Origin of the sequence: Haematomicrobium sanguinis DSM 21259, from assembly GCF_000688395.1 — a bacterium.
GTDB lineage: Bacteria > Actinomycetota > Actinomycetes > Actinomycetales > Micrococcaceae > Haematomicrobium > Haematomicrobium sanguinis.
Genome location: NZ_JIAG01000005.1, coordinates 167,614 through 192,303, shown reverse-complemented (window position 1 = coordinate 192,303; position 24,690 = coordinate 167,614). Strand labels below are relative to the sequence as shown.

The window sequence follows — 24,690 nt, the reverse complement described above, 5'->3', positions numbered from 1 at the left end:
TAGGAGATCAGAAATGACAACCATGGCTCAAGCTCCTGAGCGTCGCTCAGCAGCACACAGCAATCAGTCTGGACCGAACTTCATGCGCGCGCTGAGCAGCGAATGGATTAAATTCCGCTCCGTCCCCTCGACGCCCATCCTTCTGGCCGCCACTTTTGTGGTGATGGTCGGGGTGGCAGCTCTTCTGTCGTGGGCGACGCTCAGCCAAATCAATTTCATCCAGCAGAACCCCCAAGAGGCTGAGCAGTTCGGCTCCAGCATGGAAGGGGTTCGATCCATGATTTTGGGTCTGCCCGTTTCCGGAGTGCTCTTCGGGGTGCTGGTCTTTCTCGCCCTCGGCGTTGTGTTCATCGCCTCCGAGATGTCGACCGGAGCGATCCGCTCTACCACTTTGGCAATTCCGACCCGCTGGCAGTCCATTGTGGCAAAGGCGGTCATTGTCGCTATTGCAGGCTTCATTATTACCGTCCTTGCCGGCCTGGCCAGCTACCTGGTGGCGCAACCGATTCTCGGCGTCGAAGGTGAAGGCTTTAGCCTCGCCGATGACGGCGTCTTTTCCGCCATCTTGTGGGCCGGCTTATACGTGGCCATCTCCGGGATCCTCGCGGTAGCTGTGGGCACCCTGCTGAAAAATTCGGCCGGCGGCATTGTGACGCTCGTGGGACTGTGGTTCGTCGTTCCAATTATTACGAGCTTTGTCCAAAGCGTGCAGTGGGTGCAGGACGCTGCCCGGTTCCTGCCGATGAACCTTGGTAATTCCATGACGGCGATTGGCGACGCGGCCGAAGGTCAACTCACCCAACTGCAATCGGCGCTCGCGATGGGTGTGTGGGCTCTCATCCCGCTGATTCTGGCCGTCGTGGTGCATAAGGCACGCGACATCAAGTAGTGACACGATTCGACCTCTTCGACCCGGCGGGCACCGCGCACCCCCTGAGCGCGGTGCCCGCCCTTACCACTCGAGTTAGGCTCAATCCATGAGTAAACCCGAGGCAACTTCTGCGAAGGTTGCGGGCAATCGAACGGGTGCCCGCACCTTCGCAGAATTGTATGAACGCGGGCGCGGGCCGGTTCGGCGATACATGCGTCGCCACCCGGTCGCGACCGATTTGCTCGCGTGTCTGGTCGCCGCCGTTCCCGTCCTCCTCAGCGCGCTGTTCCTTGCCGTGTCCCCGGGTGGGGAAGGAATTCTCGCGCTAGCGATGGGCGTCGTCACCGTGGTGACCATATTTTTTAGGCGCCGATACCCGATCGTGGTGTTTATCGCCGTCGTACTTTTGGAGCAAGCTGCAACGGTATTGCTCAACGTGGGCGGAACGTCCTATGTGGGCACCTACATTGTGCTGTACACGGTAGGTTCTCTACTCAAGCCGCGGCTGGCGTATTTGCTGGCGCTGGGGGCTTTTGTGCTGGCCGTCGTGTCCTTTTTGCTGACGTCGGAGCGGCTGCGCAGCGACGTGCCGGAGATCCGAACGCCGCTGATCCTGATTCTGCTGGGGTTCATTGCCGCGACATATTTCCTTATGGTTTTTATCGGTGCCACCATTCGCAAGGATCGCGAACACGAGAAGGAACTTGCCGCCTGGGTTGCCGAGGCGCAGAATCTCGCCGGAACGCACGAGCGGACACGCATCGCGCGGGAAATGCATGATGTGGTTGCGCACTCGCTTTCGGTCATGATTTCGCTCGCCGAGGGTGCGCGTTCGCTGCAAAAACGCCGGCCGGAGCAGGTGCCCGAGGTGCTCGGCCAACTTTCAGGGGTCGGGCGCGCTGCGCTCGCCGATATGAGGCGGGTGCTGGGCGTGCTGCGCGAGGACGGGAGCGACCCCAGCAAGAACCCGGTTCCGGCGGGCAACTCTATTGCCGAACTGATCGGCACGTTCCGGCATACCGGTCTCCCGTTGACGTTCACGACCGTGGGGCCGCCGTTGCCCACCGATCCGGCGTTTGGGCTGACCGTGTATCGGATTGTGCAGGAGGCGCTGACGAATATCCTGCGGTACGCACCGGGCTCGACGCGTGTTGAGGTGTCGATTGCGGTGACGGTAGATACGGTGCGGATTGTTGCCGAAAACGATATGGGTTCGCTTTTGCGTCGAGACAGTGCGGCCACCACGCCGCAAGAGTTTTCCTCGCTGGGTACCGGTCGCGGGATTAAGGGGATGAAGGAACGGGCCGCGGTGTACGGTGGCACGGCCGAGGTGGGGCCCAAGGTTGGTGCGAGCGATGTGTGGCGCGTTGACGTGCTGCTGAAGATTCCTTCAGAGATACTGAACGAACAAGGAAGAGAGCGCGGGGAGAAACTGTGAGTGAGGCAGAACGCCAGTCCGGCGTGGACGCGGACGGCGTGGACGCGGACGGCGTGGACGCGGACGGCGCGGAGCCGCCACGCGGCCCCATAAAGATCCTGCTCGTCGACGATCAGCACCTGCTGCGGATGGGATTCCGGCTGATCCTTGAGGGCGAGGATGACATGGAGATCGTTGGGGAAGCCTCCGACGGTGTGCAGGCGCTCAAGCAAAACGAGGTGCTGGCACCCGATGTCATCTTAATGGACGTGCGGATGCCGAATATGGACGGGATCTCCGCCACACGAGAGGTAACCGCAAACTCGCACGCACGAGTGATCATCCTGACGACTTTCGACCTCGACGAATACGCCTTCGAGGGGCTTCAAGCGGGGGCCTCGGCGTTTCTCTTGAAGGACACCGAGCCCGAAGACCTAGTAGATGCGGTGCGTTTGGTCGCTTCCGGTGATGCCGTTGTCGCGCCCCGGGTGACCCAGCGGCTCTTGGAAACCTATGTCCGCAACCGGCCGGTCGAGCCCGAGCCGCTGGACCCCGCCAACGATCCGTTGCTGGCGGACTTGACGCCACGCGAGTTCGAGGTGCTCTTGGCGATCGCCGAGGGTATGTCCAATGCCGAAATCGCGGCAAAGTTCTTCGTTTCTGAGGCGACCGTCAAGACCCATGTGCGCAAGGTGCTGACCAAGCTCGGGGTGCGGGACCGGGTCCAAGCCGTGGTGTACGCCTACGAATCCGGGCTCATCCACCCCAAGTCCCCCTAGCCTCAAGCAAATTTAAGCGTCTTTCTCGGTTTTCAGCGCCGTACTTGGCGCTGAAAACCGAGAAAGACGCTTAAATTTGCGGGGGAGGGGAGGAGTCGCGCGGGGGTGCGGTTGTCCGGTAAGATTGATAGGTCTGTGCTCTTCACAGACAACTGCACTTGAACCTCCTGTTACGGAAAGACCGTGACCGTTTAGCCCAAAGGAGGTGGGTTCATACATGCGTGCATACGAACTGATGGTAATCATCGACCCAGAGGTCGAGGAAAAAACCGTTGAACCGACTCTGGAGAAGTTCCTGAATGTGGTCCGCAACAATGGCGGCACCGTGGACAACGTAGACATCTGGGGACGCCGTCACCTCGCCTACGAAATCCAGAAGAAGTCCGAGGGCATCTACGCCGTCGTCAACTTCACCGCTACTCCGGAAACCGCCGCAGAATTGGATCGTCAGCTGAGCCTGAACGAAACCATTATGCGCACCAAGATCATTCGCCCCGAAGACCAGAAAGTCAGTGCCAAGTAATAAGCTGGCACCAACTTTCAGACAACGCGATATCGGCTCGGTGAGCCGGTAGCAACCCAGGAGAATCATGGCAGGCGAGACAATCATCACCGTCGTTGGCAATCTGACCAACGATCCAGAATTGCGTTTCACCCCGTCGGGATCGGCCGTCGCGAACTTCACGATCGCCTCGACCCCGCGGACCTTTGATCGTCAAACCAATGAGTGGAAGGACGGGGAAACCCTATTCTTGCGCGCATCGGTCTGGCGTGAAGCTGCCGAGAACGTGGCGGAAACGCTCACCAAGGGCATGCGCGTTGTGGCACAAGGACGACTGAAGTCGCGTTCCTATGAGACAAAGGAAGGCGAACGCCGCACCTCCATGGAACTTGAGGTCGATGAGATCGGCCCCTCGCTCCGCTACGCTTCCGCAAAAGTCACCCGCACCCAGCGTTCGGGCGGCCAAGGCGGCGGTTTCGGCGGAAACAACAATGGAGGTTTCGGCGGCGGTGGCCAAAATGCCGGTGGTCAGGGCTGGGGCCAACCCAACCAGGGCCAGCAAAGCCAGCAGAGCCAAGCCGAAGACCCCTGGGGCACGCCAAGTGCTGGCGGCGCCGACTGGGGCACCGGATCCGACTCGGAACCACCCTTCTAAATTCCGTCTCCCGGCACTCACCGTGAGTGCTATCAGGTATGGCGACCACGCGCCGTCGTACATCATGTGAGCCGACACCAGGTTCACGCAACCATCCCGCAGAAAGGTTCTGCGGGCTCCAACTCAACACAAGGAGCTCCACGATGGCTAAGGCTGAAATTCGCAAGCCCAAACCAAAGTCCAATCCCTTGAAGGCCGCTGACATCACTGTCATCGACTACAAGGATGTCGCATTGCTGCGCAAGTTCATCTCCGACCGCGGCAAGATCCGTGCGCGTCGCGTCACCGGCGTGACCGTGCAGGAACAGCGCAAGATCGCACAGGCAATCAAGAACGCCCGCGAAGTTGCACTGCTGCCCTACTCCGGCGCAGGCCGCTAAGCCGCGAGCCGCGAAAGAGAGAAACTGACATGGCAAAACTTATTTTGACTCAGGAAGTCACCGGTCTGGGCGAACCAGGCGACGTCGTCGAGGTCAAGGGCGGTTACGCGCGTAACTACCTTCTGCCCCGCGGATTCGCGCTGGCTTGGACCAAGGGTGGCGAGAAGCAGGTCGAGACCATTCGCGCCGCGCGTGCCGCACGCGAAAGCGCATCGCTGGATGACGCTAAGGCTCAGGCCGAGGCGCTGTCGGCAAACCCGGTAGTGCTGACCGTGAAGGCTGGCGATTCCGGTCGTCTGTTCGGTACGGTTCAGGCCGCCGACGTGGCCGAGGCTGTTGAAGCCGCCGGTCTTGGTTCGATCGACAAGCGCAAGGTGGAAATCCCCGAGCACATTAAGTCGCTCGGCGATTACACCGCGTCTGTGCGTTTGCACCCCGACGTCGCTGCGACCATCAACCTGAAGGTTGTGGCTGGCTAACGCTTGCACAAGTAAAGCCCGGGACTTTTCGGGCGCATGACGGGCCGGTTCCCCTAGTGGGAGCCGGCCCTTGTGTTTTCCCTGGGGCGCTCTGTCCGAGAGCGCTCAGGCTAGGAGCGCCGGGCGCGGTACCGGGTGCGCACCGAACCAGCACGTGGAACGGCACGTGCCGCGCCGCCTAAGACGGTTCGCTAAAAGCAACCGATAGCCTGGAATGAGAAAAGAGCGGAGAACACACATGAGCGAGATCCCACCACCGCAGCCACCGCGCCCGGGCGGGCAGCAGCCCCCGCAAACGGGCGCGCAGCTCGGCCTGCCGGACATCAAGCAGCCCACGCCATTCAACGGGGCGACGGTCTACGGAATCTGGGGCCCGCGCGGCATAAGGCACCCCGGCGAGCTGCCGCTCATGTGGATCGGCGTGGTGGTCACACTCATCTTCTACACGGTGTGGACGTTCAGCCTGATCGGCGTGATTAACGGACTGCAAGACGGCACCGAAACGTTTACCCCGGAAGAGGGCACCGAGGACCTCGCGAATCCGGACAACCCGACGACGCAATTCATCGTGCTCCTCGGGATATTGCCGATCATCATTTGGGTTGCCCGCGCAATGATGTATGCGCAGCAACGCGCCCAGGGCGTGCGCATGTCACCGACGCAGTTCCCGGAGGGCTACCGCATGGTGGTGGAGGCGGCCGCTCATTACGGGCTCCGCAAAGTACCCGACGCATACGTCGTCTCGGGTAGCGGCACCATCAACGCATTCGCGTCCGGGCACGGGTTCCGGCGTTTTGTGGTCGTGTATTCGGATCTGTTCGAGGTGGGCGGCAGCGTCCGCGATCCCGATGCGCTCCGATTTGTCCTCGCTCACGAGGTAGGGCACTTGGCGGCCGGCCACGTCTCCTACATCCGCCTCATCTTCACAAACCTCTTCGCCAACGTCCCCATCCTCGGCCCAGCGCTATCGCGGGCCCAAGAATACACCGCGGACAATTGCGGTTACGGCATGTATCCGAACGCAGCCCCGGGCGTCATCGGCGTTCTCGGCGCGGGTAAATACCTCAACGCGGACGTCAACATCTTCGAAATGGCCGACCGCGCCGTCACCGAAAAGGGCCTCTGGGTCCACCTCACGAACTGGCTGGCGAGCCACCCCGTGCTGACTTGGCGCGCACACGCACTGATGGACCGATCGCGCGCCGGTCGGCTTTTCTTCCGGCCCAAGAATGCGGCGTTCTCCTCGCCGTTGCCGTCGGGAAGCCAGCTTTCGCGCAAATGGCCAACGCCCCCACAAGTTCTGGCGATGCTGGACGCCGCGGCCACGGAGCGCCCGGCGGGCATCGGCGAGCAGTTCGGCCGCTTCCCGGGCGTCGATTACGCCGGCATGGACACGATCCGGCAAATACAGACGTTCCCGCCGCTGCTTTCGCGCCCGCTCAACGTGGCGCCTGGCCTCACCGATGAGAAGCACGACGGCGTGTCCCCCACAGATCCCGGAAGCCCGCCGAATCCCCCGGTTCGGTAAGCGCCCACTGAACCCGTGGTCAAGGCGAGGCGCGCGATAAAGGTGCGCATCGCCGTCGTGCCTCTCGTTTCGCATCCCCTGACCGCATTCTAAGAGCTGTACGCGGGTCTTAGAATGCGGTACGGGGATGCGAAACGCGGTAGTTAGTTGGGGCTCGAGGATATGCGGGCGCGGTAGGCGCGCACGTTGGAGCGGTTTTGGCAGTTGCCGGCGTCGCAGTAGCGCTTTGAGCGGTTTTTCGAGTAGTCGATGAAGCGATCTTGGCAGTCTTCGGCAGAGCACACCTGGAGGCGGTCGAGGGCTTTGAAGCGGATGACGTCGAGGAATGCCATGGCAGCCTCGGTGGCGATGCGATCGGAGAGCGGTGCGTCCGGGGTGGTGGCGTGCAGGTGGTAGTCGTAGCCGTCGTGTTTGACGAGTTGGGGGACGCCGTTGGCATCGCGCATGATCGCGTTGACGACGCGCACGGCGTCATCTTCGGTGGCCTCCCAGAGATAGTCCAACCGCTCGCGAACGGCCTTAACGCGAGCTAGCTCATCCGAGCTCCCGGTGCGGCGGCCGCTGAAATCGTGGTCATCGAGGAAGGCGTTGAGCGCGGAGACATCCGGAAGGGAGTCTTTGCCGTTGCGCCCGGTGTTCACGAGGCCCACCGAGAGCTGTAGCGCCTCGATTGTGTCATGGGCAAAAAGGGTATTGACCACTTACGCGACCCGCCTTTACTGTAAGGAGTGAAATCAATTTTACTGGTTACCTGAGCTGAGGGGAAGACGCCGTGAGCCGCTTTGTGAATGCCTCGCCGAGTACCTTCCGCGTGGGAGTGGCGTACGCTTTGGGGTCTGCCATGACGTTTGGACTCTCTGGTGGATTTGGTAAGTCACTGCTGAACGCGGGGTATTCACCCGGGGCTGTCGTCGGGATGCGAATGCTGACCGCGGCCGCTGTGTTGATGGTGCCAACGCTGTTGCTACTGCGTGGCAAGTGGGCAATGGTGAAGCGTCACTGGGGGCCGGTGCTGGGGTTCGCGCTGATTGCGGTCGCGGGGTGCCAGTTCTTCTACTTCAATGCGGCCGCGCGCATGAACGTCGGCGTGGCGCTGGTGTTGGAGTTTCTGGCGCCGGTGCTGTTTGTGCTGTGGTTGTGGGTGCGGCATCGGGCGCGTCCGCAGAATCTGACCATTGCCGGGTCGGTGCTCGCGCTCGTCGGTCTGGTCGTGGTGGTCAATCCGGGTGGGGATCGCGGCGTTGATCCGATCGGAGTGGTCTTTGGGTTGGCGGCGGCGGTCTGCTTGGTGTTTTATTTTGTGATTGCGGCCGGCCAGACCGATGGGGTGCCCCCCTTGGCGCTCGCCGGATTGGGCACATTGATTGGCGGGGTCACGCTCACGGGGTTGGGGCTGCTCGGTATATTGCCGCTGACGTTTGGCAACCAGACCGCCGTGTTGGCGGGATTTGATGTGCCGTGGTGGGTGTCCTTGCTGGGAATTGCGGTGATTTCGACGGCGATCCCGTATGCCACGGGGATTGTCGCGGCACAACGGCTCGGACCGAAGATGGCATCTTTCGTGGGGCTGGCAGAGGTGGTGTTCTCGACACTCGGCGGGTGGCTGTTACTCGCCGAAGTACCCCAGGGGATGCAACTCTTGGGAGCGATCATCATTGCGGCCGGAATTGTGTTGGTGCGACTCGACGATATTCGCGTGGGAAGGCGCCCCACCGGCGAACCCGAACGGCCACTCTCCTCGACTGTGTAGCAGTTAATGCCCATTCTTAGCCGAACATGGGCATTAACTGCTACACAGTCGAGGGGCGGGAGGCGCGGCGCTCGGCCTGCAGCGCCGGATCGGCGACCGGGACGGCGGCGAGCAACCGTTGCGTGTACGGATCGCGGGGGTTGCCAAGAACGTCGGCGGTCGGACCGTGTTCAACAATCCGCCCCTTGTGCAACACGGCCACCTCATTGGCGACCTGTTCAATGACCGCCAGATCGTGACTGATAAACAGGCACCCAAATCCGATGCGCTCCTGCAGTTCACGCAAAAGCTCAATGATTCCGGCCTGCACCGAGACGTCCAGGGCGCTGGTTGGCTCATCCGCGACGAGGACCTTCGGGTCCAGGGCAATCGCTCGAGCAATCGCCACGCGTTGCCGCTGTCCGCCGGAGAGTTGGTTGGGGTAGCGCGATCCGAGCCCAGAAAGTTTCACGGCATCCAGGAGTTGATTGGCGCGTTTCAGCCGGGCGGCACGGCCCAGATCGGTGTGCACCTTGAGCGGCTCGGCAATCGCCTCGGCAATGGTGCGTTTGGGGTTCAGCGAGGACGCCGGGTCCTGGAACACAATTCCTAACTCGCTCTGCGCTTTGCGCACCTCGGAGCGCGGGGCCATCCACTCCGAGCCGTCGGGTTCGCTCCGGCACAGCGTTACACCGGCCAACGTGATCTCACCGTGCGAAACAGGGATAAGACCCGTCACGGCGCGGGCAACCGTCGATTTCCCCGAACCGGATTCGCCCACCAGCCCCAGAGTCTCGCCGGCACGGATCGCCAAGGTGATGTCGGGGACCGCAGGCTCGCTCTTGCCGGGGTAGGTGACCGCGACGTCCCGCAGAGAGATAACAGTGTCCCCGCTCGTCTCACGGCTTCCGTTGGCCTCGCGCCCGCGCCCGGACCCTGACCCCTCCGACCCCGGCCTCGATCCCCCCAAACTTGGCACGGCCGCAAGCAACATCTTGGTGTACTCGTGTTGCGGCCGTGCAAACAGCTCCGCCACCGGCGCCCGCTCCAACACCGAGCCGTCGCGCAAGACCACAACCTCGTCCGCGATATCGGCAACGACCCCCATATCGTGTGTGATCAACAGGATTCCCGAGTCGGTGCGCTCGCGGGTGACGCGCAAGAGGTCCAAGATCCCCGCCTGCACGGTGACGTCCAAGGCGGTCGTGGGCTCATCGGCAATGAGCACATCCGGATTATTGGATATCGCCATTGCGATCATGCACCGCTGTAATTGCCCGCCGGAGAGCTGGTGCGGGTAGGACGCGTAAATGCGTTCCACATCCCGCAAACCCACTGCGCGAAGCAGATCCAACACAGCACCCCGCACATCCGGCACGGAGCGGTGCGCGGTAATCGCCTCGGCAATCTGATAACCCACCCGAAACAGCGGATCAAACGCGGTCATGGGCTCCTGAAAAATGGACCCGATGGCGCTTCCGCGTAACGATCGGAGCTCCTCCGCGGGCGCGCCTACGAGCTCCACCCCATCGAGCATGATGGAGCCGGTCACTCGCGCCGTTGTCGGCAAGAGCCCGAGCGCCGACATTGCCAACACGGATTTCCCGGAGCCGGACTCGCCCACCAGCGCAACCACACGACCGCGCGGCACGGAGAGCGAAACCGAGTGCACAACCTCCCGCCAAGCCGGCTCGCCGCGGCCACGCTCGCCAGGGCCGCGCTCGCCACGGCCGCGCCCGGCAGCTGCCCCCGAGCGCACCCGAAAGGCGACCGAGACGTCGCGGTACTCCAGGCCCCGCGAATCGCCGGACGGTTGTTCACTCATGTCGATCCCTGCTCACCAGCACGCCGACGCTACTGCGCCAGCGTCACCGCCAAATAGTTCGGGTACGCCGGGAACTCGCCAATGTAGAAGTCGCGCACATTTGACCCGATCAGGAACGAGTTCTTCGTGTAAATCAGCGGCACCACGGGCGCATCCTCGGCGATGGTGCGATCCACCTCGGCCCACTTCTGTTGCGCCACATTCGGGTCCACCGCCTGCAACGCATCCTTGATCGCGGCGTCCACGGCAGGGTTGGAGTAGCGGGACACGTTGTATCCGCCGTTGCCGATCTCCCGCGAGTCGTAGAGCGGCTGAATGTTCGCGTTCGCGCTCGGGAAGTCCGGCTGCCATGAACCCAAAGTCAGGTCATAGTCCCCGGCCGCACCGGTCGCCGCATCCGTCCACGCATTCTCTTCCAGCGGCACAATTTCGGTCTTGATCCCTGCCCGGTTCAGCCCGGCCTGAATCGCCTCGGACTGCGCAATCGACTGCGCGTCATTACGGGAAATGAACTTCAACGTCTCACCGGAATATCCCGCCTCAGCCAAAAGCGCCTTTGCCTTCTCAACATCGCCAGACGGGTCCGTCTCATAGAGGTCGTAGTCCTGGCGCCCGGCAATGCCCTGGGTAATCAGCGTCGTGGCAAAGTCACCGGCCAACTCGCCGCCGGAGGCAATTCGGTATGAGTTCTTATCCACCGCATACTCGATTGCCTGACGCATCTTCAAGTCCTTGAGCAAGGGCCGCTGCGTGTTCATCGCGAGGTACGCCAACGCACCGGACTTGGAGGTCACCAGCCGCTTGGACGCCGACGGGTTACCCTGCACCTGCGCCAGCTGCGACGGCGGCACAAAGTTGGCGCCAAACGCATTCTTATCCGCACCCGAATCTGCAATCAGCTTCTGCGCGGCCACGGTCGCATTCTGGTTCAGCGCGAACGTCACGGTGTCCGGCCCGCCCGAGCGCACCGGATCGGTGGCCTTGTCCCACCCCGGATTTCGCGAGAGCACCATCGAAACGCCCTGACGGTAAGACTCGACCTGGTATGGCCCAGACGCCGAGGGCTTCTCCCCGTACTTCTGCGGGTCCGTGTCCATCGACTTTTGCACCGGCCCAAACGCGGGCATCGACGCGATCCACGGCCAGTCACCGTACGGCGCATTGAGCTTGAACACAATCGTCTTCGCATCCGGCGTCTCAATCGAATCCAGCGACTGCCCCGAATACGGCCCCTTGTAATTTTCGGCACCGGCCAACAGGGTCTTGTGATAGCCCAGTCCACCGGACAGCTCTGGCGCGAAGGAGCGCTCAATGCCGTACTTGATGTCCGCGGTGGTGATCTCGGACCCGTCCTGGAACTTCAGATTGTCCTTGAGCGTGAACGTCCAGGTCCGCCCATCGTCCGAGGGCGTGCCGGTATCGGTCGCGAGGTCCGGAACCACCTTGGTCGGCCCGCCATCCTTGGGCACCTCCCACGTGGTGAGCCGCCGCACTACCAGGCCCATCGAGGTGATCGCCAAACTCTGCGACTTGGCCGGGTCAAAGCTCATCTCACTGGATTGGGAAAAAATGGTGAGATCCCCGCCTTGGCCCCCATCGCCGTCGTTCGCGTTGTTTTGGGAGTTCGCACCGCACCCGGTGAGCAACAAGGCAAAGGCAAGTACGACGGCGACTACCGCGCTTAAGCGGCCAACTCGCCTTGGCGTGTGGTTACGAGAGTTCATGATTCCTCACTTGATGGTTCTTGGATCGAGGATGCCGTAGACGATGTCCACGAGCATATTGATAATGACGACGGCAAACGCCGAAAAAACGGTGATGCCGAGCAGGACGGGAAGATCGAGCATGCCCACAGAGTCAATCATGAGCGAGCCGAGCCCGGGCATGGAGAAGACTTTCTCGGTAATAACCGCGCCGCCGAGCAGGCTGCCGAGTTCCAGACCGAAGACCGTGATGATCGGCAGCGAGACGTTGCGCAGCGCGTGTACGCCGATCACTTTAGATTCTTTGAGACCCTTGGCGCGGGCGGTGCGGATGAAGTCCTCGCTCATGACCTCCAACATTTGGGTGCGGGTCAGGCGCGCGTAGGTGGCCGCGGAAATGAAGGCGAGCGTCGCCCAGGGGAGTGCGAGCGACCAGAGCCAGCGGACCGGGTTTTCGGTGAACGGCACGTACCCCGAGACGGGCACGATGTCGAGGAAGAATCCGAAAAACAGGATGCCGAGCAGACCCACCAGGTAGGCGGGCGCGGAGACGCCGGTGATGGCGAACAGCATGAAGAAACGGTCCAGGAAGCTACGCGGCTTGAGCGCGGAGACGGTTCCGGCGACCATGCCGATAATGAGCGCAAGGATGACCGCGCCCACCGCGAGCGATGCGGTCACGGGGAGCGCCTGGACGATCAGGGTGTTGACGGTTTCGGCGCGCTGGAACGAGTAGCCAAAGCACGGTGCCGAGCAGGACACTGCGGCCGGGCCCTCGCCGTAGGTGCGGCCGGCGAAAATGCCGCCCAAGAAGTTCAGGAACTGTTGCCAGACCGGAAGGTCATAGCCCATGAGTGAGCGGACCTCGGCCATGCGCTCCGGGGTGCACGGCCGCCCGCACGCGAGCGTGGTCACGTCGGTGGGGAGCAAGGTGAAGGTGAAGAACGTGATGGCGGCGATGATCAGCAGTACCACGATCATGGTCACAATGCGCCCGGCGACGAAGCGGGCGAGTTTAGCGGAGGTTTTCGTCAGCACTTAGCGCCTCCGATCCAGCACGTCGCGCAACGAATCGCCCAGCAGGTTGAAAGCGAGCGTGATCAGAAAGAGCGCGGCGCCAGGGAAGATCAGGAACCAAGGGTCGGTCTGAACCCAATTCACGGCGGTGCCGATGGAACGGCCCCAGGACGGTGTGGGCGGCGGCAGCCCGACCCCGAGAAAAGAAAGCGCCGCTTCCATGCCGATCTTGCCGGGAATGGAAATGGTGGTGAAGACGATGATGGTGGCCCAGAGGTTCGGGAGCAGCCCGGTAGTCATGATGTGCCAGTTGCTCGCGCCCATGCCTTGAGCTGCTTGAATGAAGTTTCGCGAACGCAGGCTCAGCACTTGCGAGCGAACAACGCGGGCGATGGAAGGCCAACCGAAGAAACCGACCACAATGACCAAGAGGAGAGGTTTGGGCAGCCAGTCCGGGGCGATCGCGCCCAAGGTAATGAGGAAAATGAGGCTCGGGAAGGCGATGATGACGTCGGTGGCGCGGCTAGTGATGCGGTCCCACCAGCCGCCGAGGAATCCGGCCAAAATGCCGAACGCGACGCCTAAGAGCATGGAGACGACGGTCGCGGCCAGGCCAAAGAGCAGGGATGATTGGGCACCGAAAATGACGATCGAGAACAGATCGCGGCCGTTTTGCGGCTCGACGCCGAACCAGTGTTCGGCGCTGATCCCGCCGAAGGGGCCGATGGGGAGCCCGGAGCCGTCCAGGGCGTTGGTGTTAAACCGATATGGGTCTTGACCGTTGATCGCGGTGATGAGCGGGGCAAAGATCGCCGCGAGCACGAAGATCGCGATGATTGCGAGGCTGATGACCGCGGTGCGGTCCGCGAGTAGGGCGCGCCAGACCGGAGTGTTCTGATCGGTAGCGGCCCTTTCCGTCGCGTTGTGCGGTGGACCGGGGTCATCGTGGGGCGCGGAAGAGCCGCCTGCGGGTTTGTCACCCACCGGCTCTAAGGGCATGGACGCACTGGACACTGCTCTCCCGCTCCTTAATGGTGTAGTGCTGTTATGGGCCGCCGATGACCAACACCGTGGGGGATTCCGTGTTGCTCACTTATTGCCGAACGCAAGAGGTGCGCCAATTCATTTCCGGCGGCACCCATAATTCATGCCGTCCCCCAATTTCAGTCCCTCCTTGGCAAACTCGACGAATCTCGGTTAATGCTACGTAATAATGTGACGTGCGTGGCAGGTTTCCCCGAAAATACGTCACCGAAACTGCTCTAGGGGCGTTCTTCCGGGGAGGTTAGCAATAGGGATTCCCGGCGCGGAAGCTGTTTTTCACCATCTTTTGCAGGACGGGCAGGTCGATGTCGGCGAGCTTATTGATGTACAGGCAGGCGACGCTCGTCTTGTGTTTTCCGAGTGTCTCCAAGAGTTTTTGGTTGTCCTCGGCCCGGAGCGAAATGTAGAGGACAAGGTGAGCCTTGCGGGGTGCGAAGGCAATCATCGGGGTGTCGCCCTCGCGTCCGGATGCGTACTTGTAGTGGAAGCTTCCAAAACCGATGATCGAGGAGCCCCACATCACCGGCGGTTGCCCCGAAATGGAGGTCATCATCTCGAGGAGGAGTTCCGCGTCCGCTTGACGCGTCCGGTTCTCCAGCGCGGCGATGAAGGCTCCCGGATCTGCGGTGGTGGGTTGCATGACGTTCTCTGCCATGCGTTCGAGTATGGCAGTGTTCTTGGGACTCTGGATAGGGTCTCTCGCTTTTGAGAATTATTCACAGGGGCTGTGGATAACAGCTCGAATATCGCGGTTGCGGGCACGTGTCAACTCCCCGTTTAAGCATGAATCTGAGGTTGAATGTTGGCTCAATCAACAGCCCAAAAATGGTGTTTTGCCTAGTCAGAGCGGGTTTGAGGATGGAAATTGTGGACTATCCCCAGGGTTATCCCATGACTGTGCACAAGCATTCCTCAGTAATCAACACGTTATCCACATGGCCTGTGGATAACTCCTTTGGAAATGCGTTTGCCACCGACTAGTGTTGCTGAAGTCTTTCAGTCGATTCTCGTGGTCAGACCACGGTGCCACTCTCAATGTCAGTGCCGTGCGCTACAACTGAATCACGGACCGTTTCGGGTACGTCGAAGCGGGCGAAACTGAGCATGAAGGGGAATCTTGTAGTGTCTTACGCTGCCACCGACGAGGAATCGTTCAGCAGTTCCGATGTCACGCGCATGCCGCCGCACGATCTTGCGGCTGAACGCTCGGTCTTGGGTTCCATGATGCTTTCCAAGGACGCCATTGCCGACTGCATCGAAGCCCTGCGCGGCCCGGACTTTTACCGTCCCGCCCACGAAATCATTTTTGAGGCCATTGCCTCGCTGTATTCGCATGGCGAGCCTGCCGATGCGGTGACGGTCGCGGATGAACTCACCAAAATTGGCGAGCTGGGGCGGATTGGCGGCGCCTCCTATCTTCATGACCTGATTCAAGCTGTGCCTACGGCCGCAAACGCCTCCTTCTATGCCGAGATTGTGGCCGAACGCGCGGTCCTGCGCCGACTTGTGGACGCCGGTACCCGTGTGGTGCAGCTGGGCCATTCGCATGACGGCGAGGTCGAGGCGATCGTCAACCAGGCCCAGGCCGAGCTCTTCGCCGTCGCCGAACGCCGCGGCGGCGACGACTACCGTCCGCTCAGCGAAGTCATGGAAGGCACCGTCGACGAAATCGAAGCCGCAGACAGTCACGGCGGCGGCATGACCGGCGTGCCTACCGGCTTTGAAGAGTTGGATGAGTTGACTCAGGGGCTCCATGGCGGACAGATGATCGTGATTGCGGCGCGCCCAGCGGTCGGCAAGTCCACCTTCGCCATTGACCTGGCACGCTCAGCGGCCATTCACCACAACATGCCGACGGTGATTTTCTCGCTGGAAATGAGCGCCAATGAAATTGGCACCAAGATTCTTTCCGCCGAAGCGGAAATCCCCCTGCACATACTGCGTAAGGGCGGTCTCGAAGACCGGCAGTGGACCAAGATCGCGACCGCGACCGGCAAAATGAATCAGTCGCCGCTCTTCATTGACGACAGTCCTAACATGACCTTGATGGAGATCCGAGCCAAGTGCCGTCGGCTCAAGCAGACCGATAATTTGCGCATGGTGGTGTTGGATTACCTGCAGCTCATGAGCTCCGGTAAACGGGTCGAGTCCCGTCAGCAAGAAGTGTCAGAATTCTCGCGTGCCCTGAAGTTGTTGGCCAAGGAACTCGATGTCCCGGTGATCGCGCTGTCCCAGCTGAACCGCGGCGCCGAGCAGCGTGACGGAAAGCGCCCCCAAGTGTCTGATCTGCGCGAATCGGGATCGATCGAGCAGGACGCTGACATGGTGATCTTGCTCCATCGCGACTCGGTCTATGATGCGGAAGTTCGCCCCGGCGAAGCCGATGTGATTGTCGCCAAGCACCGTAACGGCCCGACCAAAACTATCGCACTGGCATTCCAAGGGCACTACTCAAAGTTCTCCAACCTCGCCAAGAGCCAAGGCTTCGACGACTAATAGTCGGTGCCCTCTTCCCCGGTGAATACAAGGCAGGAGGGCGCCTGCCAGTCAACGGACTGTACTTTGGTGCCGAGAAACCCGGTGTACGGGAGTAGGTCAAAAACGTCGATCGAATCCGAGCCCTGATTCGCAATGTAGATCTTGCTCTCATGGATCGCGAAGTGGCGCGGAATGTGACCGCCGCAATCAAACTCGCCGACGAGCATCGGCAGACCATCGGAGCCCAGATCGCGCACGTCGAAGACCGCAATCGTGTCGCGGAAACGATTGGCGAAGTAGAGGAACTCGCCGGCGACATCGAGAGCCAGGTGCGAAGGGGCGCTCCGTACCCCCGGAGACTCCGTGCTTGGTTCCGAACCTAGGTAGGTCATAAGGTCGGCGTAGTCACCACTCGACTCGGGATCCTGCGGATCGGCAAGCTCCACCAAATGCAGCCGAGAATCCAGTTCGCCGGACACAAAGAGGTAATGGTCTTTGATCGCAAGATGCCGGGGCCCGGTGCCGGCGGGGAACTCGACCTCCGCCACCCGGTTGAGCGTCGCTGCGTCCGGCACCTCGTAAAAGTACACCCGGTCGGCGCCGAGATCGCTCACGAGATAGCCGTTTGCCCACGGCAACACAAAGTGCGCCCTCGAATTGTCTTGATCTGGGTGAATGGGACCCGACCCCTCGCCCCGGATGCTGAGCTCGGAAAGGTGAGCATCGCCGTCGTGCGCCAGGGTGTGAAGCGCGAAGGTGCCATCGCCATAATGGGCGACACCCACCTTATCCCCATCGACGGCGAGATGGCAGGGGATCGGGCCGCCGCTGGGAACCGTCCAAGCCGGGTTGCCAAGCTCATGCTCGTTGAGCGGAAGAGCCGTGAGAGCGCCCGCCTCCTCCTCTAGTACCGCGAGAACGTGGTTGCCGGCGGTAGCCACAAAGGACGGGCTCGGAAGCGGGATGGTGCTCAACCGGGCGCCGAGACGCCCCGCCTGGCCGAGAGCAACCGACGCTACCGAGCCCGGGTTGGTGTCGGTGGAATAGTTTCCGATGAGCACAAGTGGCTGGTTCACGGGCGCCTCCGAGCGGGTCTGTGACGAGTTGTTCCCACGCTAACACCAGGTGCACACGCTTGGTGCCGGTCCCGGTACCTAGACTGGGATCCATGGCACAACGCGACTCGGCCCCAATCAAGGCGCCTAAGGAATTCACGCTGGAATTTGGCGCGGAGATGGCGGAGGTGCCTCTCGATGAGATCGCGCCAGAGACGTTTGTGGAGGCGGTGCGGCTCGCGGCGGGTAGTGGGGAACCGTGGAACGCGCGCGGGGTGCATCTGGTGGGCGTGTTGGGTGTAGGGCTGGATCTCAGCGGCGCCCAGTGGGGTCAGGCGCGAGTGCGGGAGTCCGCGTTTCAGGCGTGTTCGGCCGTGGCGTTGCAGGGCATGGATGCGCGCCTGGAGCAGGTTGAGTTTGAGGGGTCGCGTGTGGGGGTCGCCGATTTTTCGGGGGCCGGCTGGGAGCAGGTGGTGATCCGCGGCGGCAAAACCAACGAACTGAATTTGCGCTATTCCGCGATCAAGGATGTGCGTTTCAGCGACACCACCTTCGGGACCGTTGACCTGGCGCACGCTCGGGCGGAACGCGTGAGTTTTATTGGTTGCCGGATCGATGAGCTGGTGTTGCATTCGGCGGATTTAGCCCACGTGGATCTGCGCGGCGCCGACATCCGGCGCGTTGTAGGGGTTGAGTCCTTGCGCGGCACGGTGATTGACGAATACCAGCTTTCCGCATTGGCGCCGCAATTCGCCGAGCAACTGGGAATCACGGTGCTATGACTATCTACATTGACCCGCCGCTCTGGGCCGCCCACGGGACGACCTTTAGCCACGTCATTTCCGATGAGTCGCTCTCCGAGTTGCATGGGTTTGCGCACCGGGTCGGTGTGCGGTGGCGCGCCTTTGATTTGGACCACTTTGATGTTCCGGCCGAACGCTACCGGGCACTCATTAACGCCGGGGCGCGGCCGGTGTCAGCCAATGAACTGACCCGGAAATTAATTTCGTCCGGGTTGCGCCTGCCGCGCCATGATCGCGGGGGTGCCTTGGAACGCAGGCTCCGTGACCAGTGGGATGAATTGCTTCCCGGCCAACCCGAGTTGGGCGCGCAACTCTTAGCGCTGTGGCGCGAACCAGGTCGGTACTATCACGATGTCCGCCACCTGTTTGCGGTGCTAGAGAATATCGATCTATTGTCACCGGCCGCCCCTGACGTTCGATGCCTCAGGCTTGCCGCATGGTTCCATGACGCGGTGTATCGTGGCAACGCGCAGGATGAGGAAGCCAGCGCCCAACTGGCCGAGCGCGAACTGAGCGCTGCCGGCGTGGCTGAATGGGAGGTCGCCGAAGTGGCACGGCTGGTACGGCTCACCGCCACCCATGCTCCAGAGCCGGGAGATCACATCGGCCACATTCTGTGCGATGCCGACCTTGCCATCCTCGCCTCCCCGTGGAATGCGTATGAGCGTTATCTCATCGGGGTGCGCAGCGACTACGCGCACGTGCCAGACACGGACTTTGCCGCTGGACGCGCGGCGGTGCTGCGTTCGCTCCAAGAGTTGCCCCAGTTGTTCCACACCGACACCGGAAAATTGTTGTGGGAGACGCCCGCACGCGAGAACCTCGCACGCGAACTGGAACTTTACACCGACGGGTTGCCCGGGTGGCTGAGCCGCACACGGAACCCGTCAGCCGAAAGGAGCCAACGGTGACCACTAAAACAGACCTTGCGCCGCCGCTTCGCATGTTGCCGCTGCCACGCCATTGGTGGGTGTGGACGATCGCCGGAGTTCTCCTTGCGGTGGCCCTCGGCATCTTTGTCACCTCCGACCCGCAATTCGCCACCGTCGATTACACCTTGAACCGCTGGTTCGACGAACATCGCCTGCCGGTCGTGGACTGGATAGCCATCGCCATTGCACGGATATTTTCGCCGCTGGGTGCAATCATTATTCTGGTGGCGACCCTCCTATTGACCCGGCGCCGCGATCGGACCATGCGCACCGGTTCCGCGTTTGTCTTTGTCGTGGCGGTGGCGTGGGGCGGTAATCAGATTCTCAAGCTCATCTTCCAGCGGCCCCGCCCAGATCTCTCGGTGCTCACCGATCCGATCGTGTCGATCCCACTCTCCTACTCATACCCGTCCGGGCACGCCTCCATCAGCGCGGCACTGGCAATTGGGCTGTGGCTCCTGGCCTGGCGAACCCGTTGGCAGCGCGCGGCCACGATCGGGTTACCGTTCCTCTTTGTGGTGGTGGCGTTATCCCGGATTTATTTGGGCGTGCACTATCCCACTGACGTCATTGGCGCCCTTTTCATCACTACTGCTGGAGCCTTGCTGGCAATGTGGATCTGGAACACCTGGATTGCGTCCAAATTCCGGGACGAAGACGATTCCGGCAGCACGGAAGGTTTAGCCTGACCGGGTGAGCGCGACGACACCGAAACGGGATACGCCCCAAAACTCCCAGCGCGGGTTAGGGCGCCAGATACTCGCTCTTGCGCTTCCGGCGCTCGGCGCGCTCATCGCCGAACCGCTGTTCCTTCTCGCCGACACCGCGATCGTTGGACACCTGGGCGTCGATGAACTCGCCGGGGTTGGGCTCGCATCAACGCTGGTGCAAACCGCCGTCGGGCTGCTCATCTTCCTGGCATACTCGGTCACTCCAGCGGTTGGCAGAGCCTTCGGTGCCGGTCTTTACGCCCGGGCCTCGGCTGCCGGGCGAGACGGTCTCTGGCTGGCCTTTCTCTTGGGTGTCGCAATTGCACTGATCGGCTGGGCGCTCGCCCCGCAATTGCTCGCACTCATGGGCGCGGGCGGAGCGGTTCAGGGCTTTGGCATCGACTACCTGCGCTGGTCGATGCCAGGGATTCCCGCCATGCTCTTGGTATTGGCCGGAACCGGTGCGTTGCGCGGCTGGCAGGACGGTAAAACCCCGTTGCTGGTCGCCGGAATCGGGTTCACCGCCAACATCGGGTTGAACTTCGCGCTGGTTTATGGCTTCAACCTCTCCGTTGCCGGATCCGCGATCGGGACTTCCATCGCACAGTGGGGCATGGCGGCGGTCTACCTTGTCATCTTGACCCGCAGACACCGGCACCACGAGGTGGGTTGGCGTCCCAGCCTCCGAGGCGTGATCGCCACCGCGCACATTGGTGGCTACCTGATGCTCCGCACCGTGACTCTCCGTGCCGCGCTCATCATCATGGTGTATGTCGCCACCTCCCAAGGTGCGGTTGTGCTCGCCGCGCACCAACTGGTCCTCACCATCTTCACTTTTCTCGCCTTCGCCCTCGACGCTCTTGCCATTGCCGCCCAGTCTCTCGTGTCCAAGGAACTCGGTGCGGCGCGCACCAGCGTCGTGAAGGAACTCATCGCAAAACTGTGCTGGTGGGGCGCCGGAGCCGGGGTGGTGACCGGTGTGATCTTGGCCACGGTGGCACCGTGGGTTGGCTTCATCTTCACCTCGGATCGAGCCGTCATTGACGCGACTACCGCGGGACTGTGGGTCCTTGCCGCCGCGCAACCGCTGTGCGGCATTGTCTTCGTTCTCGACGGCATTCTGATTGGCGCCCAAGACGCCCGGTATCTCGCGCTCGTGGGCTTGGCTAACCTGGCCGTCTTTGTGGTGACCCTATGGATTCTTTCCGCTTCGGGGCTTAGCGGGGTAAACGCCGTCGTTGGTCTGTGGATTGCCTTTAGCGTGGCGATGATGGCCGCCCGGGCGGTGACCCTCGGCCTGCGGGTGCGAGGCGAGCGGTGGATGGTGCTCGGCGCGGGCAACTAGAATCGTGGCGACACCCCAACTCGAAGGCGACATGAGCACCGATAACCCCACACCCAACTCCGCACTTTGGACCCCGGTCCTCGGGCGCGGCGTCCTCGCGGCGATTTTTGCCTTGCTGCCCGTATTCTTGACCGATTTGAGCCCGCAATTTATGGGCGTGTGGGCCGGCGCGTTTTGGGTGCTGTACGGGTTCTCCGCGCTACCGATCTTGCGCCGACTGGCCGGCCCTGCGGTCGCGTCGCGCCCGGCGATGGGCCTGCTCGCGATCCTGGTATGTGCGCCAATGCTCGTGGCCGGGGCCATCATCGCGCTGACCGGGGACACGGTGGCGTTCGCGATCGCCGGTTCGATTTCGCTGATCGTCTCCGGGGCCAGCGAGGCCGCGCTCGGGTGGCTCACGCGAGGGGCATTCCCGCTCGCCCGAGATTGGCTCATCACCGGAACCGTGACCGCGCTCGCCGGTGTGATCCTGCCGTTCGTCACGTCCGTTGGCCCGCGGGGTTTGCTCGGGGTTAGCGGCGGCGCGATGACGATCGTAGCCGTCGTGCTGATCCTGGCCGCGCTCACATTCCGGTTCAACAGCGCCAAGGACGTACACTAGAAACATCTGTTTTCTACCGTGCGTAGAAGTTCCTCCCGGAGAGATTTGTGAGCAACCCCAAGAATTCCAAGCGCTCTTGGCGCGAGTCCGTAAAGCCGCCCCTGCTCTTTTCCTTTGTGCTGGGCATCGTCGCGTTCGTCGTGACGCTGTTTGCGGCGAGCGGCGGAAGTGAGAACCGCACGCGATGGGACCTCGCGTTTATTGGGTTCGGGATCGCGTTCATTGTCAGCTTGGTGGTCTGCGCGATGCTCATGATGATTGAGAAGCCCAACCCCTCCCAACTCGGCGAGGGCTCGGGCGTGCACCGGGTCTCGGCGAAGATTCCCGGCGGGGCGGCAAATGCGGACAATGTGCCGGATAGTTCCGCACCCACCGAGGAAAAGAACGACGGCGATGCCCCGCCTTCTCGGGGCGGCAAACCTTAGCGACCGGCTCAGGCGCGGCGCAACCGCAACGAGTTGGCCACCACCAGCACCGACGAAGCCGCCATTGCGCCCCCGGCGAGCATCGGGTTGAGCAGCCCCAGAGCCGCCACTGGAATGCCAACCACGTTGTAGGCGAATGCCCAGAACAGGTTGGTCTTGATGGTGCTCAGGGTCTTGCGCGAGAGCTCAATCGCGGTCGCGACCTGATTCAGGTCATTGCCCATGATGGTCAGGTCGGCAGCGTCTCGTGCGACGTCTGTGCCGGACCCCATGGCAATGCCAAGGTCCGCCTTGAGCAGGGCCGCAGCGTCATTAACACCGTCTCCGACCATCGCCACGACGTCACCCCCAGCCTGCAGTTCGGCGACCTTCGCGACCTTATCCTCCGGCAAGACGTTGGCAAAGACGTGCTCGGGGCTAATGCCGACCTCCTGAGCAACGCGCGCCGCGGTGCCAATGTTGTCTCCGGTGAGCAAGTACACCGTGAGCCCGAGGCTCTGCAGCTGGGCAATCGCTTCTTTGCTTGTCGGCTTGATGGTATCCGTAATGGAGATGATCGCGGCGAGGACACCGTCCACGGCGACGCCGACAACGGTGGTGCCGGCAGATTCGGCCTCGGAGAACGCGGTCCGGTCGGCGTCGGTGAGTGAGATTCCGGTTTCGGCGAGCCACCCCGGCTTACCGACCAGCACCCGTTGCCCATCAACCAGCCCGGAAACGCCGCCGCCAATCGACGCCCTAAATTGGTCAACGACCGGGGCCGACTGCTGTGCTGAAGGTTCGAGAAGCGCGGAGTCCGCTCGCACAATGGCGGCCGCCACCGGGTGTTCGCTCTGTGTCTCCAGCGCGGAGGCGAGGCGCAGGGCTGAGGAGGCATCGCCGTCGTACTGGGTGCCCGAGGCGGACGGTGCCGGCACAACCTGGGCGACCGACAATTTCCCCTCGGTGACCGTGCCGGTTTTGTCCAGCACGATCGCGCTGATCTTACGCGTGCTCTCCAGAACTTCCGGGCCGCGGATGAGGATGCCCTTTTGCGCGGCGCGGCCGGTGCCCGCCAAGAGTGCGGTCGGGGTGGCGAGGCCGAGCGCGCACGGGCACGCGATCACGAGTACCGTCACTGCGGCGGTGAACGCCATCGGCAGGTTCGCGCCGATGAGCCACCACGCGAGGAAGGTCAGGACCGCGATCACCAGCACAACCGGCACAAAGACGGCGCTGATCCGGTCGGCGATGCGCGCGATGGGAGCCTTTTGGGACTGCGCTTCGGAGACCAGCCGGCCCATTTGGGCGAGGGTGGTGTCTTGGCCGACGCGGGTCGCTTCGACCTCGAGCCGCCCGTCGACGTTGATGGTGGCGCCGGTGACGGTATCGCCGGCGCGCACGCTCACCGGGAGCGATTCGCCGGTGATCATGGCGGTGTCCACGGTGGAGGAGCCTGCGCGGACGGTACCGTCGGTCGCGATTTTCTCGCCCGGGCGGACGATGAAGATCTCACCGACCGCCAGCTCGCCAATGGGGACCTCGACCTCGGTGCCGCCGCGCAAGACGCGGGCGCGTTGGGCACCGAGATTGAGAAGGGAATGCAGCGCGTCGGCGGCGCCGTGCTTGGCGCGTGCCTCCAGGTAGCGGCCAAGAAGTAGGAACGTCGTGACGACTGCGGCGACCTCGAAGTACAACTGGTGCTCGGTCATCGAGGCCATACCGCCCATGCCAGACATTCCAGCCATTTCCGTCAACCCGGGGTCCACAATGAGCTGGACGGTGGAAAAGAGGTACGCGGCGGCCACGCCGATGGAGACAAGCGTGTCCATGGTGGACGCGCCATGCATCGCATTGATCGCGGCGGCGCGGTGGAACGGCCATGCGGAATAGAGCACCACAGGCGTGGTGAGCGCAAAGACGGTCCAGCCCCAGTGGGGGAATTGCAGGGCTGGAATCATCGAAATCAGGACCACCGGGATGGTCAAGATTGCGGCCACAATCAGGCGCGGGAGGTAGCGGGCGGCATCGCTACGAGGTTCGGAGGGCGCAGTCTCATGCGCGGTGTTGAGCGCAACGCCCGCAGACGTGTCCGCGGGCGTGCCCGCGCGCCCGCGAGTGGGCGCAGTGGCCGTGACCGGCGCGGCAGACGCGCCCGGCACAACCGGCGCGGCCTTGAGGCTCGCTTGATAGCCGGTCGCCTTGACGGTGTCGAGAAGGTCCTGGTCGCTCACGCCGGCCGGAACCCGCACGGTTGCGGACTTGAGCGGCAGATTCACGCTGGCGCTCACGCCGGGAAGCTTGCCGAGCTTACGCTCCACGCGCGCCACACACGAGGCACAGGTCATGCCCTCGACATTGAGCTCAACGGTACGCTGCTGCGCCGCATCCGCACCCGCATCTCTATCAGTGACGGGAGTGCTCATCGCGCGC

General features: G+C 62.4%; 24 protein-coding genes. 16 read left to right on the top strand and 8 right to left on the bottom strand.

Annotated features, from left to right (window positions below):
- Positions 1-13 precede the first annotated feature (13 nt).
- The 8 genes from O148_RS15235 (at position 14) to O148_RS15220 (ending at position 6,611) form a co-directional block, all read left to right on the top strand.
- Complete coding sequence (locus O148_RS15235) at positions 14-889, top strand: ABC-2 transporter permease (protein WP_157374540.1); 876 nt, start codon at positions 14-16, stop codon at positions 887-889.
- 88 nt (positions 890-977) lie between these two features.
- The gene (locus tag O148_RS15230; protein WP_075204299.1) at positions 978-2,309 is read left to right on the top strand and encodes a sensor histidine kinase; all 1,332 of its coding nucleotides are present in this window, start codon (positions 978-980) and stop codon (positions 2,307-2,309) included.
- 53 nt (positions 2,310-2,362) lie between these two features.
- Complete coding sequence (locus O148_RS15225) at positions 2,363-3,067, top strand: response regulator (RefSeq protein ID WP_075204306.1); 705 nt, start codon at positions 2,363-2,365, stop codon at positions 3,065-3,067.
- A gap of 217 nt (positions 3,068-3,284) precedes the next feature.
- A complete protein-coding gene (gene rpsF / locus O148_RS0106385; protein WP_026530248.1) occupies positions 3,285-3,590 on the top strand; it encodes a 30S ribosomal protein S6 in 306 nt (101 codons plus the stop codon).
- A 67-nt stretch (positions 3,591-3,657) separates the two neighbouring features.
- Positions 3,658-4,224: a single-stranded DNA-binding protein gene (locus O148_RS0106380; RefSeq protein ID WP_026530247.1), complete on the top strand. Its 567-nt coding sequence runs from the start codon at positions 3,658-3,660 to the stop codon at positions 4,222-4,224.
- A gap of 143 nt (positions 4,225-4,367) precedes the next feature.
- Complete coding sequence (gene rpsR, locus O148_RS0106375) at positions 4,368-4,604, top strand: 30S ribosomal protein S18 (RefSeq protein WP_026530246.1); 237 nt, start codon at positions 4,368-4,370, stop codon at positions 4,602-4,604.
- A 29-nt stretch (positions 4,605-4,633) separates the two neighbouring features.
- Positions 4,634-5,083 (top strand): 50S ribosomal protein L9, encoded by a 450-nt coding sequence (gene rplI, locus O148_RS0106370; RefSeq protein ID WP_026530245.1) that lies wholly within the window; start codon positions 4,634-4,636, stop codon positions 5,081-5,083.
- A 238-nt stretch (positions 5,084-5,321) separates the two neighbouring features.
- The gene (locus O148_RS15220) at positions 5,322-6,611 is read left to right on the top strand and encodes a M48 family metallopeptidase (protein WP_051619921.1); all 1,290 of its coding nucleotides are present in this window, start codon (positions 5,322-5,324) and stop codon (positions 6,609-6,611) included.
- 143 nt (positions 6,612-6,754) lie between these two features.
- Here the strand turns inward: O148_RS15220 and O148_RS0106360 are convergent, their stop codons facing one another.
- Positions 6,755-7,312: a CGNR zinc finger domain-containing protein gene (locus O148_RS0106360; RefSeq protein WP_026530244.1), complete on the bottom strand. Its 558-nt coding sequence runs from the start codon at positions 7,310-7,312 to the stop codon at positions 6,755-6,757.
- A gap of 71 nt (positions 7,313-7,383) precedes the next feature.
- Between O148_RS0106360 and O148_RS15215 the strand changes: the two genes are divergently transcribed.
- Positions 7,384-8,361: an EamA family transporter gene (locus O148_RS15215; protein ID WP_051619920.1), complete on the top strand. Its 978-nt coding sequence runs from the start codon at positions 7,384-7,386 to the stop codon at positions 8,359-8,361.
- A 40-nt stretch (positions 8,362-8,401) separates the two neighbouring features.
- Here the strand turns inward: O148_RS15215 and O148_RS0106350 are convergent, their stop codons facing one another.
- The 5 genes from O148_RS0106350 to O148_RS0106330 all read right to left on the bottom strand — a co-directional run bounded on the left by O148_RS0106350 (position 8,402) and on the right by O148_RS0106330 (position 14,584).
- Positions 8,402-10,165 (bottom strand): dipeptide ABC transporter ATP-binding protein, encoded by a 1,764-nt coding sequence (locus O148_RS0106350; RefSeq protein ID WP_084157142.1) that lies wholly within the window; start codon positions 10,163-10,165, stop codon positions 8,402-8,404.
- Between the two features lie 29 nt (positions 10,166-10,194).
- Positions 10,195-11,889, bottom strand: coding sequence for an ABC transporter substrate-binding protein (locus O148_RS0106345; protein ID WP_026530242.1), 1,695 nt, complete (start codon positions 11,887-11,889; stop codon positions 10,195-10,197).
- Positions 11,890-11,895: 6 nt separating this feature from the next.
- Positions 11,896-12,906, bottom strand: a complete 1,011-nt coding sequence (locus O148_RS0106340; protein ID WP_026530241.1) for an ABC transporter permease — start codon at positions 12,904-12,906, stop codon at positions 11,896-11,898.
- Positions 12,907-13,899: an ABC transporter permease gene (locus tag O148_RS15210; RefSeq protein WP_240470808.1), complete on the bottom strand. Its 993-nt coding sequence runs from the start codon at positions 13,897-13,899 to the stop codon at positions 12,907-12,909.
- Positions 13,900-14,170: 271 nt separating this feature from the next.
- Positions 14,171-14,584, bottom strand: coding sequence for a DUF1801 domain-containing protein (locus O148_RS0106330; RefSeq protein WP_026530240.1), 414 nt, complete (start codon positions 14,582-14,584; stop codon positions 14,171-14,173).
- Between the two features lie 521 nt (positions 14,585-15,105).
- Between O148_RS0106330 and dnaB the strand changes: the two genes are divergently transcribed.
- Positions 15,106-16,425, top strand: a complete 1,320-nt coding sequence (gene dnaB, locus O148_RS0106325) for a replicative DNA helicase (protein ID WP_240470811.1) — start codon at positions 15,106-15,108, stop codon at positions 16,423-16,425.
- Here the strand turns inward: dnaB and O148_RS0106320 are convergent.
- Positions 16,422-17,483 carry a lactonase family protein gene (locus tag O148_RS0106320; protein WP_026530238.1) on the bottom strand — a complete coding sequence of 354 codons (1,062 nt, stop codon included), beginning with the start codon at positions 17,481-17,483 and terminating at the stop codon, positions 16,422-16,424. The genes dnaB and O148_RS0106320 overlap by 4 nt on opposite strands.
- Positions 17,484-17,575: 92 nt before the next feature.
- Between O148_RS0106320 and O148_RS17035 the strand changes: the two genes are divergently transcribed.
- Genes O148_RS17035 through O148_RS0106290 form a run of 6 tightly spaced genes read left to right on the top strand, consistent with a single transcriptional unit; the run spans position 17,576 to position 22,278 of the window.
- Positions 17,576-18,244 carry a pentapeptide repeat-containing protein gene (locus O148_RS17035; RefSeq protein WP_051619918.1) on the top strand — a complete coding sequence of 223 codons (669 nt, stop codon included), beginning with the start codon at positions 17,576-17,578 and terminating at the stop codon, positions 18,242-18,244.
- The gene (locus O148_RS15200; protein ID WP_075204298.1) at positions 18,241-19,176 is read left to right on the top strand and encodes a DUF4031 domain-containing protein; all 936 of its coding nucleotides are present in this window, start codon (positions 18,241-18,243) and stop codon (positions 19,174-19,176) included. Before O148_RS17035 ends, O148_RS15200 begins: the two co-directional genes overlap by 4 nt.
- On the top strand, positions 19,173-19,886 hold the full coding sequence (locus O148_RS17030; protein WP_051619917.1) for a phosphatase PAP2 family protein: 714 nt from the start codon (positions 19,173-19,175) through the stop codon (positions 19,884-19,886). The genes O148_RS15200 and O148_RS17030 overlap by 4 nt, the downstream gene beginning before the upstream one ends.
- Positions 19,887-19,890: 4 nt before the next feature.
- On the top strand, positions 19,891-21,252 hold the full coding sequence (locus tag O148_RS0106300) for an MATE family efflux transporter (protein ID WP_026530237.1): 1,362 nt from the start codon (positions 19,891-19,893) through the stop codon (positions 21,250-21,252).
- 31 nt (positions 21,253-21,283) lie between these two features.
- Positions 21,284-21,853 carry a hypothetical protein gene (locus tag O148_RS17025; RefSeq protein ID WP_051619916.1) on the top strand — a complete coding sequence of 190 codons (570 nt, stop codon included), beginning with the start codon at positions 21,284-21,286 and terminating at the stop codon, positions 21,851-21,853.
- Between the two features lie 47 nt (positions 21,854-21,900).
- Positions 21,901-22,278 carry a hypothetical protein gene (locus O148_RS0106290; protein ID WP_026530236.1) on the top strand — a complete coding sequence of 126 codons (378 nt, stop codon included), beginning with the start codon at positions 21,901-21,903 and terminating at the stop codon, positions 22,276-22,278.
- An 8-nt stretch (positions 22,279-22,286) separates the two neighbouring features.
- Here the strand turns inward: O148_RS0106290 and O148_RS0106285 are convergent, their stop codons facing one another.
- Positions 22,287-24,683: a heavy metal translocating P-type ATPase gene (locus tag O148_RS0106285; RefSeq protein ID WP_026530235.1), complete on the bottom strand. Its 2,397-nt coding sequence runs from the start codon at positions 24,681-24,683 to the stop codon at positions 22,287-22,289.
- Positions 24,684-24,690: the final 7 nt, after the last annotated feature.